Raw genomic sequence first — 13,994 nt, 5'->3', positions numbered from 1 at the left:
CAAAACATGGCCACTAGCAGGCCATTTTTAAGTGCATTTAATCCGTGACAGCGCCGTAGGGCGTACCCGCTTGCGGTACGCCGTATGAACAATTCAACACTTCATCAATCTTCATAAGCCAACATACCCTCAATCCCACCACCCCAGTCTTCTGGGCAAACACGTTGTTCAACCAATGTGTGAAAAGTTGAATATGGCAACTCTTTTACATGCCTTACCAAGCCATGCGCGACGGTAATCCATGGTGTGATTAAGCGATTATTTCCGTGCGGCGAACCGCAAGTGGGTACGCCCTACGGCGTTATTTTGTAGCTAGGTCTTGGCAAATAATTTCCCAGTCTTCATGAGTAATTGGTACAGGAACAAAAACTGTGGTTCCAGTGATATTCATTGCAGCACTTACACCACCTCGGCCAGAATTTCTTTCCAGACGCTTTTGCAGAATCGGCCATCTTGCCTTTGCCTCTTCCGCAGGTAATAATTTTGACATATCGCCAAGTGTTTCGATTTTAAAGGGTAGCCGCCATGATTCTGGCCAAACATCATTGACCACGGCAGCAGGGTCTGCATGTGAGCGGATAATGAATGGTGTTGTAAATGCATGTAGTGGATTGCAATAGATAACTCCAAATGCTCCTGGCCGAAGATACCTCTGTGCTTTCGTTATGCGGCCTGCCATAGATTGCTGATTTGGCAATGTGCCAACTGCCCATAGTTGATGGTCAATTCCTCGTTTTATGTTTTCGACGTTTCTTGATGCAAAGCAAAACAGATCCATGAGCATTTCCTTTGAGTGCTAACGTAAACTAGACACCAACTAACATACCTAATAATTTAGTGGGTCTGGTGTATAAACAAGAAATTATCATTAAATATCCTTTACTTTCATGATGTTATTGATTTTTAGCCCACCTTCTCTGGCAATAACTGCCAAGGCCAACAGCCAGCATTGCTCCTGATCTTACCAACACCACCAGCACCCCGATTCGGGTTGTTTTAGCCAACACGATTCAGTCACTCCATTAAACACGTTGAGCGCCTGAAACGGCAAGCCACCCCCACGAAAGTGGGGGCTGAATAGAAGCAAAACATGGCCGCCAGCAGGCCATTTTTAAGCGCCTTTTATCCATGACAGTTTCATGAAACATTCACGCGCTGCGCTGAAACCTGGTTGTCGTTCGGTGACTTTTTGTTAGAATCCCGCTCTATGCGCCGTTACTTCCTGCATCTGCTGTTCGTTTTCCTGCTGGTTTTTGCCCAGCAGGGTGCGGCCGTGCACGCGCTTTCGCACTATGCGGATGCGGATACGCAGCAGCAATCGCAGGATCAGGCGCCGCATTCGCCGCTGTGTGAGCAGTGCCTGGGCCATGCCCAGCTGATCGGCACCGGCGCCAGCGAATTCACCTTCGCAGTGACGCCCACCTCGGCGATCAAGGTCGCCACTTCCCCCGCACTTCAATACCGTCAAGGCGCGCTGAACGCTTACCGCGCGCGCGCTCCGCCCAGCCTCGCCTGAATCTGTCCCTGACTCAGTCACGCGCACCGCGCTGACTGACCATGCCATTTTTTTGCGAGGTTATGATGAAACACCCCTATACGCCGGTGACGCTGTCACCTGCACGCACGTCGATTGCGCTGGCCGTGAGCCTGGCGCTGGCCAGCCCCGGCCTGTTCTACGCTGGCAGCCTTGCTGCTGAAGAGATCAAACCCACCACCACCAAACCAACGGCGCAAGACAAAAAGCCCGCTACCGGGCCAGCCATTCAACTGGCACCCGTGGCGGTGACCGCCAACCCGCTGGGCGTGGATTCGGACGAGATGGTGGTGCCTGTGGCCGTGCTGAACGGCCGCGAGCTGTCGCTGAAGCGTGAGAGCACGCTGGGCGAAACGCTGGACGGCATTCCCGGCGTGAGCGCCAGCAGCTTCGGCCCGAACGCCTCCAGACCGGTGATACGCGGCCTCGACGGCGACCGCATCCGCATCCTGCAGAACGGGCTGGGCGTGCTGGATGCTTCCAGCCTCAGCTTCGACCATGCCGTGGCGGTGGACCCCATCATCATCGAGCAGATCGATGTGGTACGTGGCCCGGCGGCATTGCTCTACGGCGGTAGCGCCGTGGGTGGCGTGGTCAACGCCATCGACCATCGCATCCCCAAGCAGGCCATCGACGGCGTGACCGGGCGTGGTGAAGTGAGTGCCGGCGGCGCGGACAGTCGCCGCAATGCCGCCGTGGTGCTGGATGCCGGTAACGGCTTGTTCACCATCCACGCCGATGCCTACACACGCAAGACCGATGATCTGGATATTCCGGGTTTTGCGGTTTCGTCGCGCAAGAGCCGTGCCGATGGCACGGTGCGCGAGAATCGCGGCAAGCTGGTCAACAGTGATGCCCAGGCCGACGGCGGCGCCATCGGCGGCTCGCTGAACTTCGAGAACGGCTATGCCGGCATGTCGTTCTCCACCTTCAACAATGAATACGGCACCGTGGCCGAGCCCGGCGTGCGCATCGTGCAAAAGAGCGACCGCTGGGATGCCGCCACCGAGTTCACCGATCTGGGCACGGTGATCAAGGGCATCAAGCTCAAGCTGGCGCACACCGACTACCAGCATCAGGAGCTGGAAGACGGCGCCGTGGGCACCACTTTCGCCAACAAGGGGGTGGAAGGCTCGCTGGAAGCCACGCATGGCAATATCGGCCGCATGACGGGCGTGATCGGTTATCAGGTACAGAACAGCCGTTTCAGCGCGCTGGGTGACGAGGCTTTTGTGCCTAGCAACACCACCAAGAGCCAAGCGCTGTATCTGTATGAAGAGCTGCCCATCAACCTGCTGAACCGCGACGCGCTCAAGCTGAGCTTTGGTGCCCGCACCGAGGTGGTGAATGTGGATTCTGCCGGTGGTGGCCGTTTCGGCCCGGCCGATGAGAACCGCTTCCGCCCCAACAGCTACTCGGCTGGCGCGCTGTTTGCCATCGACCAGCAATGGTCCATCTCCAGCAACCTGTCGCACAACGAACGCGCGCCCAGCTACTTCGAGCTGTATGCCAATGGCCCGCACCTGGCCACCGGCCAGTTCGAACTGGGTGACGGTGAGTTGAACAAGGAAGTCGCCAACGGCATCGATGCGCAACTGCGCTGGAAATCCGGTAACAATTCGTTCAGCGTGGGCACCTATTACACCCGTTTCCGTAACTTCATCAGCCTGGCCAACACTGGCAATAACCGTGGCCTGGATGGCGAGCTGAACCCGGTGGATGCGGACAACGATGGCGTGGCGGACGGCTCTGGCGAGGAGATCCTGCCGGAAGCCAGCTTCCTGGCGGTGCCTGCCGTGTTCCGTGGCGTGGAAGCGGAAGGCAAGTTCCGCATCTACGAACAGGCAGGTGCGCTGGACATGCGCTTGCGGGGTGACTATGTACGTGCCACCAACCGCGACACTGGCGAAGCGCTGCCGCGTATCGCACCGCTGCGTGTGGGGGTCGGTTTAGACTACAGCTTGAACCGGTTCGGCGCACGTGTTGACCTGTTACGCGCGTTCAATCAGGGCCGCACGGCAGACAACGAGCTGGCCACCGATGGTTATACGCGTCTGGATGCCACGCTGACCTACCGCCTGCCCACCAGCTTCACGCTGGAAGCCTTCGCCAAGGCGCGCAACCTGCTGGATGACGAGATCCGCGAACACACATCCTTCCTCAAGGACATCTCGATGTCGGGTGGGCGTGCGGTGGTGTTCGGCCTGCGCGGCGAGTTCTAAACGGCCTGGCCTGCGGCGGCAGGCCAGGGTTTCTAGTGATGTCGTGGGCTGATAACGGGCGGTCTGTGCAAGGCGTACCCGCCCCGCAAAGATGGCGGCGGGCATGCCGCCTCTTCAGCTTGTACTGTGGCATGTGATGTCCATCCGGGCATACGCTTTACTTATGCGCTGCTTTATCGGGTTTGCGCTATCCATTGCGCCGCCCTGCCGGGCTTGCGCTATCATGTGAGGCTTGATCGAACCCCTTTGAGAGAACTGCAATGGCACGTACCGTACACTGTGTAAAACTGGGCCGCGAGGCTGATGGCATGGATTTCCCTCCCTATCCCGGCGAGCTGGGCAAGCGCATCTATGAGCATGTGTCCAAAGAGGCGTGGGCTGGCTGGCTCAAGCAGCAAACCATGCTGGTCAACGAGAACCGCCTGAGCCTGGCCGACCCGGCAGCGCGCAAATACCTGTCGCAGCAGACCGAAGCCTACTTCTTCGGTGACGGCGCAGACACCGCCTCCGGCTACGTGCCGCCCAAAGCCTGAACGGCCTCACCATCCATGGTGTTTTCATATTAACGTCACAATTCGGACATAAAGTGAGGGCTTTATAAGTGGCGCGCTCTCAAGTGAATCCTGAATATTTCGTTAATCGTGAATTAGGGCTGCTTGCCTTCAACCGCCGCGTCCTTGCGCAAGCCGAGGACGAGCGCGTGCCCCTGCTGGAACGCCTCAAGTTCCTGTGCATCTTCAGCAGCAATATGGACGAGTTCTTTGAAGTGCGCGTGGCGGGCGTCAAGGAACAGATCCGCTTTCAGTCCAGCCACACCGGCGCAGACGGCCTGCTGCCCAAGCAGGCCTTTGCGCGCATCAGCCAGGAAGCGCATGCGCTGGTAGAAAAGCAGTACAGCATCCTCAACGAGCAGGTGCTGCCCAAGCTGGCCGAACACGATATCCGCTTCCTGCGCCGTGGCTCCTGGAACGACACGCAGCGCGAGTGGATCCGCGAATATTTCTTCCGCGAGCTGATGCCCATCCTCACCCCTATCGGTCTGGACCCGGCACACCCGTTCCCGCGCGTGCTCAACAAGAGTCTGAATTTTGCTGTGGAGCTGGAGGGCAAGGACGCCTTCGGCCGCAATTCCGGCGTGGCCATCGTGCAGGCGCCGCGCGCACTGCCGCGTGTGATCCGCCTGCCGCAAAGCATCGCGGGTTGCGACTACGGCTTTGTGTTCCTGTCTTCCATTTTGCATGCGCATGTGGACGAGCTGTTCTCTGGCATGCAGGTCAAGGGCTGCTACCAGTTCCGTGTCACACGCGACAGCGACCTGACGCTGGACGATGAAGACACCAAAGACCTGCGCATCGCGCTGCAGGGCGAGCTGTCGCATCGCCAGTATGGTGACGGCGTACGCCTGGAAGTGGCCGACAGTTGCCCGGCCGAGATGTCCAGCTTTTTGCTCGGCCAGTTCGGCTTGAGTACCGAGGATCTGTATCAGGTGAACGGCCTGGTGAATCTGGTGCGTTTGATGCAGATCCCGGATTCCGTGGAGCGCCCTGACCTCAAGTACCCACCTTACAAATCCAGCCAGCCTAAAGAACTGAGCAAGCAGCCGGATATCTTCAAGGCCATCCGCAAGCAGGATATTCTGCTGCATCACCCGTTCCAGTCGTTCTCGCCGGTGGTGGAATTCATCCGCCAGGCCGCGGCCGACCCGCAGGTGCTGGCCATCAAGCAGACCTTTTACCGTACCAGCTCCGATTCCACGCTGATGCAGTCGCTGATCGAAGCGGCGCAGCGTGGCAAGGAAGTGACCGTGGTGGTGGAACTGTTCGCGCGCTTCGATGAAGAGGCCAACATCAACTGGGCCGCCAAGCTGGAACAGGCCGGTGCGCACGTGATCTACGGTGTGGTGGGCCACAAGACCCACGCCAAGATGGCCATGGTGGTGCGCCGTGACGACGACAAGTTGCGCCGTTATGTGCACCTTTCCACTGGCAACTACCACCCGCGCACGGCACGCATCTACACCGATTTCGGCCTGCTGACCTGCCATGAAGAGATCGGCACCGACGTCAACGATGTGTTCGCGCAGCTGACCGGGCTGGGCAAGGCCAGCAAGCTCAAGCATCTGTGGCAATCGCCGTTCACGCTGCACCAGCGCCTGATCAAGGCCATCAACAATGAGGCCGAGATCGCCAAGGCGGGTAAAAAAGCCCACATCATCGCCAAGATGAACTCGCTGCTGGATGCCGACGTGATCCGTGCGCTGTATGACGCCTCCAGCGCAGGTGTGCAGATCGACCTGCTGGTGCGTGGCGTGTGCGCGCTCAAGCCTGGCATCCCTGGCGTTTCTGACAACATCACGGTGCGCTCCATCGTGGGCCGCTTCCTCGAACACACGCGCATCTTCTACTTTTATAACGACCGGGCAGAAGATGTTTACCTGTCCAGCGCCGACTGGATGTACCGCAACTTCTTCCGCCGCATCGAAGTATGCTTCCCGCTGCTGGATGGCAAGGTGAAAAAGCGCGTGATGCAGGAAGGTCTGCTGCCTTACCTCAAAGACAATCTGAACGCCTGGGAGATGCAGCCCGATGGTAGCTTCAAGCCACGTTTCTCACGGCGTGGGCTGGGCTTCAGCGCGCAGGAACAGCTGATGTTGCAACATGGTGTGAGCGTGCTACCGGAGATAGCCCCCACGCCGCGCGAGTAAGCGCTAGCCTGACTCCACAAATAAAAACGCCCTGCTAGCAGGGCGTTTTTATTTGTACCGAAAGCATGATCCGGCTTCGCCTTGCGTCAGAGTCAGCTCAGCTTGAGGCTGACATTCACCAGCTGCCAGTAGTCGATCTCGTTGCTCAGTTCGGCCTGCGTCAATGGGTTATGCGCCAGCCAGCCAGCCTGGATCTGCAAGCGGTAATGACCGGGCGCTTCGCGGTACAGATGCAACTGCGGCGGCGCGTCGTCCAGCCGGTTGCGCTGGAACAGGATGGACAAGCGCATCACCATGATCAGGGTCAGATAATCATGTTCCGCAGGTGGCAGCGTGATCTTGCTCAGTGAGCGGCGCTGCGCACGCACCAGCAGGCTCAGGGTTTCCTGCTCCATGCGTGAAAAGCCGGGCATGTCTGCATTCTCCACGATATACGCCGAGTGCTTGTGATAGCCGCTGTGCGCAATGGAGATGCCGATCTCGTGCAGCCGGATGGCCCAGTGCAGCCACTGGCGCGCCGTGTCGTGTGACATGCGCAACTGGTCGCTGATGTGCGACAGGAACTGCTCAGCCAGCTTCTGCACGCGTTTGGCCTGGGCATGGTCGGCATGGTAACGGCGCATGAAACTGCGCACCGTGTGCTCACGGATGTCGTGATGTTCCATGCGCCCCAGCAGCTCGTACAGCACACCCTCGCGCAAAGCACCAGTCGCGGCAGTCATGCGGGTGATGCCCAGTGCCTCGAAGGCGGCTTTCATGATGCACAGCCCGCCCGGCAACACTGCTGCACGGTCGGTACTCAAGCCTTCCAGTTGCAGCTTTTTGCTGTCACGCGCTTTGAGCAGCTGCGCACGCAATTGATTAAGGCCGTCCAGGGTGATCTCGCCCTCGCTCCAGCCGTTGAGGCGGATGATCTCGCCCAGTGCGCGTGCCGTGCCGGATGAGCCCACGGCTTCCTGCCAATGTGCGGCAGTGAAATGGGGACGGATGTTCTGGATCTCGCTGGCGGCGGCGATCTCGGCCTGCTCCAGCGCACGTTCGGTGATCTTGCCATCCGGGAAGAAGCGCAGGCTGAAACTCACGCAGCCCATATACAGGCTTTCCATGCGCTGCGGTGCGATGCCCTGCCCGATGATGAATTCGGTGGAGCCGCCGCCGATGTCGATGACCAGTCGCTTGTGTTCTGCGATGGGCAGGCCATGGCTGACACCCACATAGATCATGCGTGCCTCTTCACGGCCAGCGATGATCTCGATCGGGAAACCCAATGCCGCCTCGGCGTCGGCCAGCAGCTGGCTGGCGTTCTTGGCGACACGGAAGGTATTGGTGGCAACAGCACGCACGGCCTGCGGAGGGAAGCCACGCAGGCGCTCGCCAAAGCGGCGCAGGCAATCGATGGCACGCTGCTGGGCTTCGCTACTGAGAAATTTGTTGGCGTCCAGGCCAGCCCCAAGACGCACCGCCTCGCGCAGTGAGTCATGAAAGAACAGCTGGCCGTCCACCACATGCGCCAGCTGCAGCCTGAAACTGTTGGAACCCAGATCTACCGCTGCAATTTCCGAAATGCTGTTATTCTGATTCGACAATTCAGTCCTTGCTGCAGTGGATCATGGGGAGGTCAGGATTTCTGGGTTTCGCGTTCCATCACTTCAAGCGAAGTATGGCGCACATCTTTGCCCTTGACCATATAGATCACGTACTCGGCGATGTTTTTGGCATGGTCGCCGATACGCTCGACCGCTTTGGCCACGAACAGTACTTCCAGCGACATGGAAATGGTGCGCGGGTCTTCCAGCATGAAGGTGATGAGCTGACGCATGGCAGCACGGAACTGATCATCCACCAGCTCGTCCTTGCGGGCGACATCAGTGGTATTGGTCACGTCCAGACGCGCGAACGCGTCCAGCGAGGTACGCAGCATTTCACACACCAGGCTGATCATGCTCTTGATCTCGGTGAAACGCGGCACGAACATACGGTCCGATTCGTAGATCTTCTGTGCCACACGGGCGATCTTGGTGGCTTCGTCGCCGATACGTTCCAGATCGGTGATGGTTTTGACCACCATCATGATCATGCGCAGGTCACCTGCGGCTGGCTGGCGGCGTGCGATGATGTGGTTACAATCTTCGTCGATCTGCACTTCCAGCGCGTTCACGCGCACATCATTCTTGATGACGCTATCGGCCATGGTGGGGTTGGTAGTGACCAGGGCCTCCAGCGCGTTGACGATCTGCTGCTCTACCAGACCGCCCATCTCCAGCACTTTGGCGCGCACCGATTCGAGCTCGGCATCATATTGTTTGTAGGTGTGTTCAAATTGCATGTTGCGATTCCTTGTGAGAATTGAGGCAGTCACGCCCAGTGTGTTGGACGTGACAGCCTAGCGTTCCATTATGACAATTTAACGACAAATCGTCATGCACACCCATCAGGGCAAACTTCAGGCGCGATCAGCGCTGATAGGTCTTCACGCCATCCTGGGTCGCCAGCAGCAGCACATCGGCTGGACGTGCCGCGAACAGGCCATTGGTGACCACGCCGACCAGTTGATTGATTTGCGCTTCCAGCGCCACCGGGTCCATGATCTTCAGGCCAGTAACATCCAGGATCTTGTTGCCGTTGTCGGTGGTGAAGTCGCGCAGCTTGGGGATACCGCCCAGCTTGACCAGCGCACGCGCCACTTGCGATTGCGCCATGGGGATCACTTCGACCGGCAGCGGGAACGCGCCCAACACCGGCACCAGCTTGGTCTGATCACAGATACAGATGAATTTTTTGGCCACCGCAGCGACGATCTTTTCACGCGTCAGCGCACCGCCGCCGCCTTTCAGCATGTGCATGTGTTCGGTGATCTCGTCTGCACCGTCCACATAGATCTCCAGGCTGTCTACACTGTTCAGATCGAATACCGGGATACCATGGCTGCGCAGACGCTGCGCGGTGGCTTCGGAGCTGGCGACCGCGCCATCGATCTTGCCTTTGACCTTGGCCAGTGCGTCGATGAAGTAGTTGGCGGTGGAGCCGGTGCCCACGCCGATGATGCCTTCTTTCACATACGCGATGGCGGCTTCAGCCACCTGTTGTTTGAGTTCGTCTTGTGTTGCCATAATCAAATACTCCGCAAAAAGCGCATTAAATCTTTTAATGACGTGTTTTATTTATAATTACAACCAATATTCAATCATACACGCCCAACCCGCCGATGAAAAACGACTACCTGGAAAAAATCCTGACCGCGCGGGTATACGACGTGGCCAGCGAAACCCCGCTGGATCTGCAGCCCAACCTGTCGGCGCGCCTGGGCAACCGCGTGCTGCTCAAGCGCGAGGACATGCAGCCCGTGTTCTCCTTCAAGCTGCGCGGCGCTTACAACAAGATGGTCCAGCTTTCGCCCGGGGCCCGCGCCCGCGGGGTGATCGCCGCCTCGGCTGGCAACCATGCCCAGGGCGTGGCGCTGGCAGCACAGAAACTGGCCTGCCGTGCCGTCATCGTGATGCCCACCACCACGCCACTGATCAAGGTGGATGCGGTGAGGAGCCGTGGTGCCGAAGTGGTGCTGTTCGGTGACTCCTACTCCGATGCTTACGTGCATGCGCTGGCACTGGAACAGTCCCAGCGACTCACTTTTGTGCACCCGTATGACGATCCGGACGTGATCGCCGGTCAGGGCACCATCGCCATGGAGATCCTGCGCGACCACCCGGACCCCATCCATGCCATCTTCTGCTGCGTGGGTGGAGGCGGCCTCATCGCGGGCATCGCCGCGTATGTGAAACGCCTGCGTCCGGAGATCAAGGTCATCGGCGTGGAAGCCGAGGATGCCGACGCCATGACGCAATCGCTGCAGATGGGCCACCGTGTCACCCTGTCGCAAGTGGGTCTGTTCGCCGACGGCGCTGCCGTCAAACAGGTGGGCGAGCACACCTTCGCGCTGTGTCAGCAGTATGTGGACGACATGATCGTGGTGGATAACGACGCCATCTGCGCGGCCATCAAGGATGTGTTCGAGGACACGCGCTCCATCCTGGAGCCAGCCGGTGCGCTGGCTACGGCCGGCATCAAGGAATACGTCAAACGCCATGGCCTGCAGGGCAAGACCCTGATCGGCATCGCTTCGGGGGCCAATATGAACTTCGACCGGCTGCGCTTCGTGGCCGAGCGCGCCGAGATCGGCGAACTGCGCGAAGCGGTACTGGCCGTCACCATCCCGGAGACCCCGGGCTCGTTCAAAGCCTTTTGCCGCTTGCTGGGCAACCGCAGCATCACCGAATTCAATTACCGCTTTGCCGACGCCAGCGCGGCGCACATCTTCGTAGGCCTGGCCATCCGCAACCGCACCGAATCCGAACAGCTGGTGCAGCTGTTCCAGCAGCACGGCCTGCCCGCGGTGGACCTGACGGACAACGAAATGGCCAAGCTGCATGTGCGCCACCTGGTAGGTGGGCACTCTGCACTGACCCGGCACGAGCGTGTCTACCGCTTCGAGTTCCCGGAACGTCCGGGCGCCCTGATGCAGTTTCTGGATCAGATGGAACATCACTGGAACATCAGCCTGTTCCACTACCGTAACCACGGGGCCGACTTTGGCCGCGTGCTGATCGGCATGCAGGTGCCGCCGGAGGAAATGGCGGATTTCGATGCGTTCCTGCACAAGCTGGGCTACCCGTGGTCGGACGAGACGGATAATCCGGCATACACGCTGTTTCTGGGCTGAGCCTGGCTTTCGCTTAGCCTGCTTGTGAACAAATCTCGTTTCCGGGCTAAGTCTGGCTCAGCAGTCAGGCACATGCATGATCGCATGGCCAATCCCAGCACCTCAGGTGTTGTGGCTGTAATCAGCCGATTGGCGGCTGCTATCAGCCTGCGATACCCCCGTGCCTGGCAGCGCAGGCTGATTTGGCGGGGATATACCGACTAGTATGCTTTTTGCTATCTATATCCGGCATGTGGATGCTATCGTGTCAGCCATTGTGGCTAACCACGCTTGACCGCATAGTTGAACCTATACGCTGACTGCTTGACCAAAAAGGAAGGCCATCGCATTTAACGAGCCTGCCTGACCGATTCTAATGAACATGGAGGAACTGAACACATGAACACATCCCACCCTAACACCCGCTTGCGCAGTAGCCTGCTGCTGCTGGCATTGGCCAGCGCGCTGAGCGCCTGCGGCGACAAAGAGCAAACGCCAGAAACCACCGCTGCGGATGTCGCCGCCCCTGCCAGCGATGCTGGCAAGGCTTATGTTTCCAATCAGGACGGTGGCGTCAGTGTGATCGACCTGGCCACGCTGGAAACCACAGGCAACATCGACACCAAGGCTGGTGGCCCGCGCGGCATCGGCATCACAGCGGATGGCAAGCTGCTGATCACCGCCAACAAGGACCATGGCAACATCTCCATCATCGACGCTGCCACGGGTGAGCTGGTGCAGCATGTCGAGATCGGCAAGAATCCGGAATTCGTGCGTGTGGTAGGCGAAATGGCGTATGTGTCGTTCGAGCCCAGCTCCAAGGGCGGCCCACCACCCAAGCCAGGCGAAGTGGTGCATGAAGAAGAAGATGACGACGACGAGGCAGACGAGCCAGCACGTATCGCCATCGTCGATATCAAGCAGGGCAAGAAACTGCGCGAGATCGTCGGTGGGCCGGAAACCGAGGGCATCGAGTTCTCTACCGACATGAGCAAGCTCATCATCACCAACGAAGCCGACAACACGGTCACGGTGCATGACATCAATACCGGCGAACTGCTGAAGACGATCGCGACCAAAGATCTGGGCGTACGCCCACGTGGCATCAAGGCCGCACCGGATGGCAGCGGCTACGTGGCCACGCTGGAACATGGCAACAACCTGCTGGTGCTGGATAAGGACTTCAACGTGGTGCGCACCGTCGCCACTGGCGAAGCCCCTTACGGCGTGGCCTACAACCGCGCTGGCGACAAGATCTACGTGGCGGCAGGCAAGGCCAAGACACTGGAAGTGTATGACGCCAAGACCTATGACAAGATCAACAGCGTGGCCACGGGTGACCGTTGCTGGCACTTCACCTTCACGCCGGACGACCAGCAGCTACTGCTGACCTGCGGCCGCTCGCATGAAGTGCTGGTCATCGACGTGGCCAGCCACAGCGTGACCAAGCGCATCGCCGACAAGCAACTGCCATGGGGCATCATCACCTATCCGAAATCGGTAGGCAGCCTGGACATGCCGTCCTGATCGTCATGGCTCACCGCCCTCGATAAGGGCATGGAATGAACAACGCCCCATCCGGGGCGTTGTTCATTTAAACGGCAGGCGGGCCGCGATTGCAGGCTGGGCCAGCCAGCCCTGGCATTGAACACGGCTAGCGAAGCTATCAGCTCGCAGGCTGATCCAGCAGCGCCGTGATGAAAGCCCATTCACGCGGGTCCACCGGGGTGATGGACAGACGGTTGCCGCGTTGCAGGATACGCATGGTTTCCAACTCCGGATAGGTGCGCAGCGCTTTCAGACTCAGCAGGCGCGTCTTGCGCACCAGCTTCACATCCACGTTCAGCCAGCGCGGGTTCTCGGGCGTGGATTTGGGGTCGAAATACTTATGCCCGGGGATGAACTGCAACCGGTCTGGATAGGCAAGATGACTGACCTCGACGATGCCGACGATGCCAGGCTCGTCACAGTTGGAATGGTAGAAGAACGCCAGATCGCCAAGCTGCATCTGGTCGCGCATGAAATTGCGTGCCTGGTAATTGCGTATGCCGTACCAGTCCACGGTCTGACCGGGCATGGCCGCCAGATCATCGATGGAAACATCACCGGGTTCCGATTTCATTAACCAGTAACGCATCTGCTTTCCTTGTTCGCTGTGGTGGTTGATAGGCGACGTGCGCACAGCCTGGGCCAAGCTGTCGTATCATCAAACCTTATCTGGAAGACGACACTCATCACAAGGAACAGCATGGCACTCAATGTACTCGGCACTGCACTGCAAACATGCAGCCTGGACCCGCTCACCGGCTTTACCCGCAACGGCTGCTGCGAAACCGGCCCGGAAGATCGCGGCAGTCACACGGTATGTGCGCAGGTCACCGCAGAGTTTCTGGAATTCTCGCGCTTGCGCGGCAATGACCTCAGCACACCACGACCTGAATACGGTTTTGCCGGGCTGCGTGCCGGGGATCGCTGGTGTTTGTGTGCCGCCCGCTGGCAGGAAGCTGTGGAAGCTGGCGTGGCGCCGCCCGTCGTACTGGAAGCCACACATGAACGCGCATTGGAAGTGGCCAGCCTGGCCGAGCTTAAATATCACGCCCTGTTAGGCGCTTGAGCGGCCGGGCCATCCAGACACCAGGCCTGGCGGCCGGGCTGCATTCTCTGGGGTATCACCTAGGCCAGCATCCTGAACCATAAGGTTCAAGTGGTAACCATCTCAGCATGCTTCAGGTTCGCCCCTGACCTCTGTTTCAAGGCTTAGGGCGATCACACCACATCTAAAAAGACAGAAACCGATGCCATAGAATCGTTCAAGGAATATATGGCCCAAGTGATACC

12 protein-coding genes are annotated in these 13,994 nt (G+C 58.9%); 7 read left to right on the top strand and 5 right to left on the bottom strand.

The genetic code is table 11. From position 1 onward, the window contains the following. Nucleotides 1-301: 301 nt before the first annotated feature. Nucleotides 302-778, bottom strand: a complete 477-nt coding sequence (locus ED236_RS12385; RefSeq protein ID WP_148042275.1) for a hypothetical protein — start codon at nt 776-778, stop codon at nt 302-304. Nucleotides 779-1,207: 429 nt separating this feature from the next. Between ED236_RS12385 and ED236_RS08665 the strand changes: the two genes are divergently transcribed. From ED236_RS08665 to ppk1, 4 genes are all read left to right on the top strand, one after another. Beyond that, nucleotides 1,208-1,516 carry a hypothetical protein gene (locus ED236_RS08665; protein ID WP_123237576.1) on the top strand — a complete coding sequence of 103 codons (309 nt, stop codon included), beginning with the start codon at nt 1,208-1,210 and terminating at the stop codon, nt 1,514-1,516. 62 nt (nt 1,517-1,578) lie between these two features. Further along, nucleotides 1,579-3,756 (top strand): TonB-dependent receptor, encoded by a 2,178-nt coding sequence (locus ED236_RS08660; protein ID WP_240032090.1) that lies wholly within the window; start codon nt 1,579-1,581, stop codon nt 3,754-3,756. Nucleotides 3,757-4,016: 260 nt separating this feature from the next. Further along, nucleotides 4,017-4,289 carry an oxidative damage protection protein gene (locus tag ED236_RS08655; protein WP_123237575.1) on the top strand — a complete coding sequence of 91 codons (273 nt, stop codon included), beginning with the start codon at nt 4,017-4,019 and terminating at the stop codon, nt 4,287-4,289. A gap of 68 nt (nt 4,290-4,357) precedes the next feature. Continuing rightward, complete coding sequence (gene ppk1 / locus ED236_RS08650; RefSeq protein WP_123237574.1) at nt 4,358-6,460, top strand: polyphosphate kinase 1; 2,103 nt, start codon at nt 4,358-4,360, stop codon at nt 6,458-6,460. 92 nt (nt 6,461-6,552) lie between these two features. On the opposite strand, the gene ppx is transcribed toward ppk1, so the two are convergent. The 3 genes from ppx to rpiA form a co-directional block, all read right to left on the bottom strand. Beyond that, nucleotides 6,553-8,046, bottom strand: coding sequence for an exopolyphosphatase (ppx, locus tag ED236_RS08645; protein WP_123237573.1), 1,494 nt, complete (start codon nt 8,044-8,046; stop codon nt 6,553-6,555). Nucleotides 8,047-8,078: 32 nt separating this feature from the next. Beyond that, on the bottom strand, nt 8,079-8,786 hold the full coding sequence (phoU, locus tag ED236_RS08640) for a phosphate signaling complex protein PhoU (protein ID WP_123237572.1): 708 nt from the start codon (nt 8,784-8,786) through the stop codon (nt 8,079-8,081). A gap of 127 nt (nt 8,787-8,913) precedes the next feature. Then, the gene (gene rpiA / locus ED236_RS08635) at nt 8,914-9,570 is read right to left on the bottom strand and encodes a ribose-5-phosphate isomerase RpiA (RefSeq protein WP_123237571.1); all 657 of its coding nucleotides are present in this window, start codon (nt 9,568-9,570) and stop codon (nt 8,914-8,916) included. Nucleotides 9,571-9,638: 68 nt separating this feature from the next. On the opposite strand from rpiA, the gene ilvA reads away from it, so the two are divergent. Next, nucleotides 9,639-11,177 carry a threonine ammonia-lyase, biosynthetic gene (ilvA, locus tag ED236_RS08630; protein ID WP_338053166.1) on the top strand — a complete coding sequence of 513 codons (1,539 nt, stop codon included), beginning with the start codon at nt 9,639-9,641 and terminating at the stop codon, nt 11,175-11,177. Nucleotides 11,178-11,555: 378 nt separating this feature from the next. Beyond that, the gene (locus ED236_RS08625; RefSeq protein ID WP_123237569.1) at nt 11,556-12,683 is read left to right on the top strand and encodes a cytochrome D1 domain-containing protein; all 1,128 of its coding nucleotides are present in this window, start codon (nt 11,556-11,558) and stop codon (nt 12,681-12,683) included. Between the two features lie 139 nt (nt 12,684-12,822). Here ED236_RS08625 and ED236_RS08620 read toward each other — a convergent pair whose 3' ends face one another. Beyond that, nucleotides 12,823-13,293 carry an EVE domain-containing protein gene (locus ED236_RS08620; RefSeq protein ID WP_123237568.1) on the bottom strand — a complete coding sequence of 157 codons (471 nt, stop codon included), beginning with the start codon at nt 13,291-13,293 and terminating at the stop codon, nt 12,823-12,825. A gap of 111 nt (nt 13,294-13,404) precedes the next feature. On the opposite strand from ED236_RS08620, the gene ED236_RS08615 reads away from it, so the two are divergent. Further along, the gene (locus tag ED236_RS08615) at nt 13,405-13,770 is read left to right on the top strand and encodes a DUF2237 family protein (protein ID WP_123237567.1); all 366 of its coding nucleotides are present in this window, start codon (nt 13,405-13,407) and stop codon (nt 13,768-13,770) included. Nucleotides 13,771-13,994: the final 224 nt, after the last annotated feature.

It is taken from the genome of Pseudomethylobacillus aquaticus (assembly GCF_003730115.1).
GTDB classification, from domain to species: Bacteria; Pseudomonadota; Gammaproteobacteria; order Burkholderiales; family Methylophilaceae; genus Pseudomethylobacillus; species Pseudomethylobacillus aquaticus.
The sequence above is the reverse complement of the archived record's forward strand: the minus strand, read 5'-3'. Positions and strand labels throughout refer to the sequence as shown.

Coding starts and splice junctions, on each gene's coding strand:
- ED236_RS12385 (WP_148042275.1), bottom strand. CDS start 778: ATGGATCTGTTTTGCTTTGCATCAAGAAACGTCGAAAACATAAAACGA.
- ED236_RS08665 (WP_123237576.1), top strand. CDS start 1,208: ATGCGCCGTTACTTCCTGCATCTGCTGTTCGTTTTCCTGCTGGTTTTT.
- ED236_RS08620 (WP_123237568.1), bottom strand. CDS start 13,293: ATGCGTTACTGGTTAATGAAATCGGAACCCGGTGATGTTTCCATCGAT.
- ED236_RS08655 (WP_123237575.1), top strand. CDS start 4,017: ATGGCACGTACCGTACACTGTGTAAAACTGGGCCGCGAGGCTGATGGC.
- rpiA (WP_123237571.1), bottom strand. CDS start 9,570: ATGGCAACACAAGACGAACTCAAACAACAGGTGGCTGAAGCCGCCATC.
- ED236_RS08615 (WP_123237567.1), top strand. CDS start 13,405: ATGGCACTCAATGTACTCGGCACTGCACTGCAAACATGCAGCCTGGAC.
- phoU (WP_123237572.1), bottom strand. CDS start 8,786: ATGCAATTTGAACACACCTACAAACAATATGATGCCGAGCTCGAATCG.
- ED236_RS08660 (WP_240032090.1), top strand. CDS start 1,579: ATGATGAAACACCCCTATACGCCGGTGACGCTGTCACCTGCACGCACG.
- ED236_RS08625 (WP_123237569.1), top strand. CDS start 11,556: ATGAACACATCCCACCCTAACACCCGCTTGCGCAGTAGCCTGCTGCTG.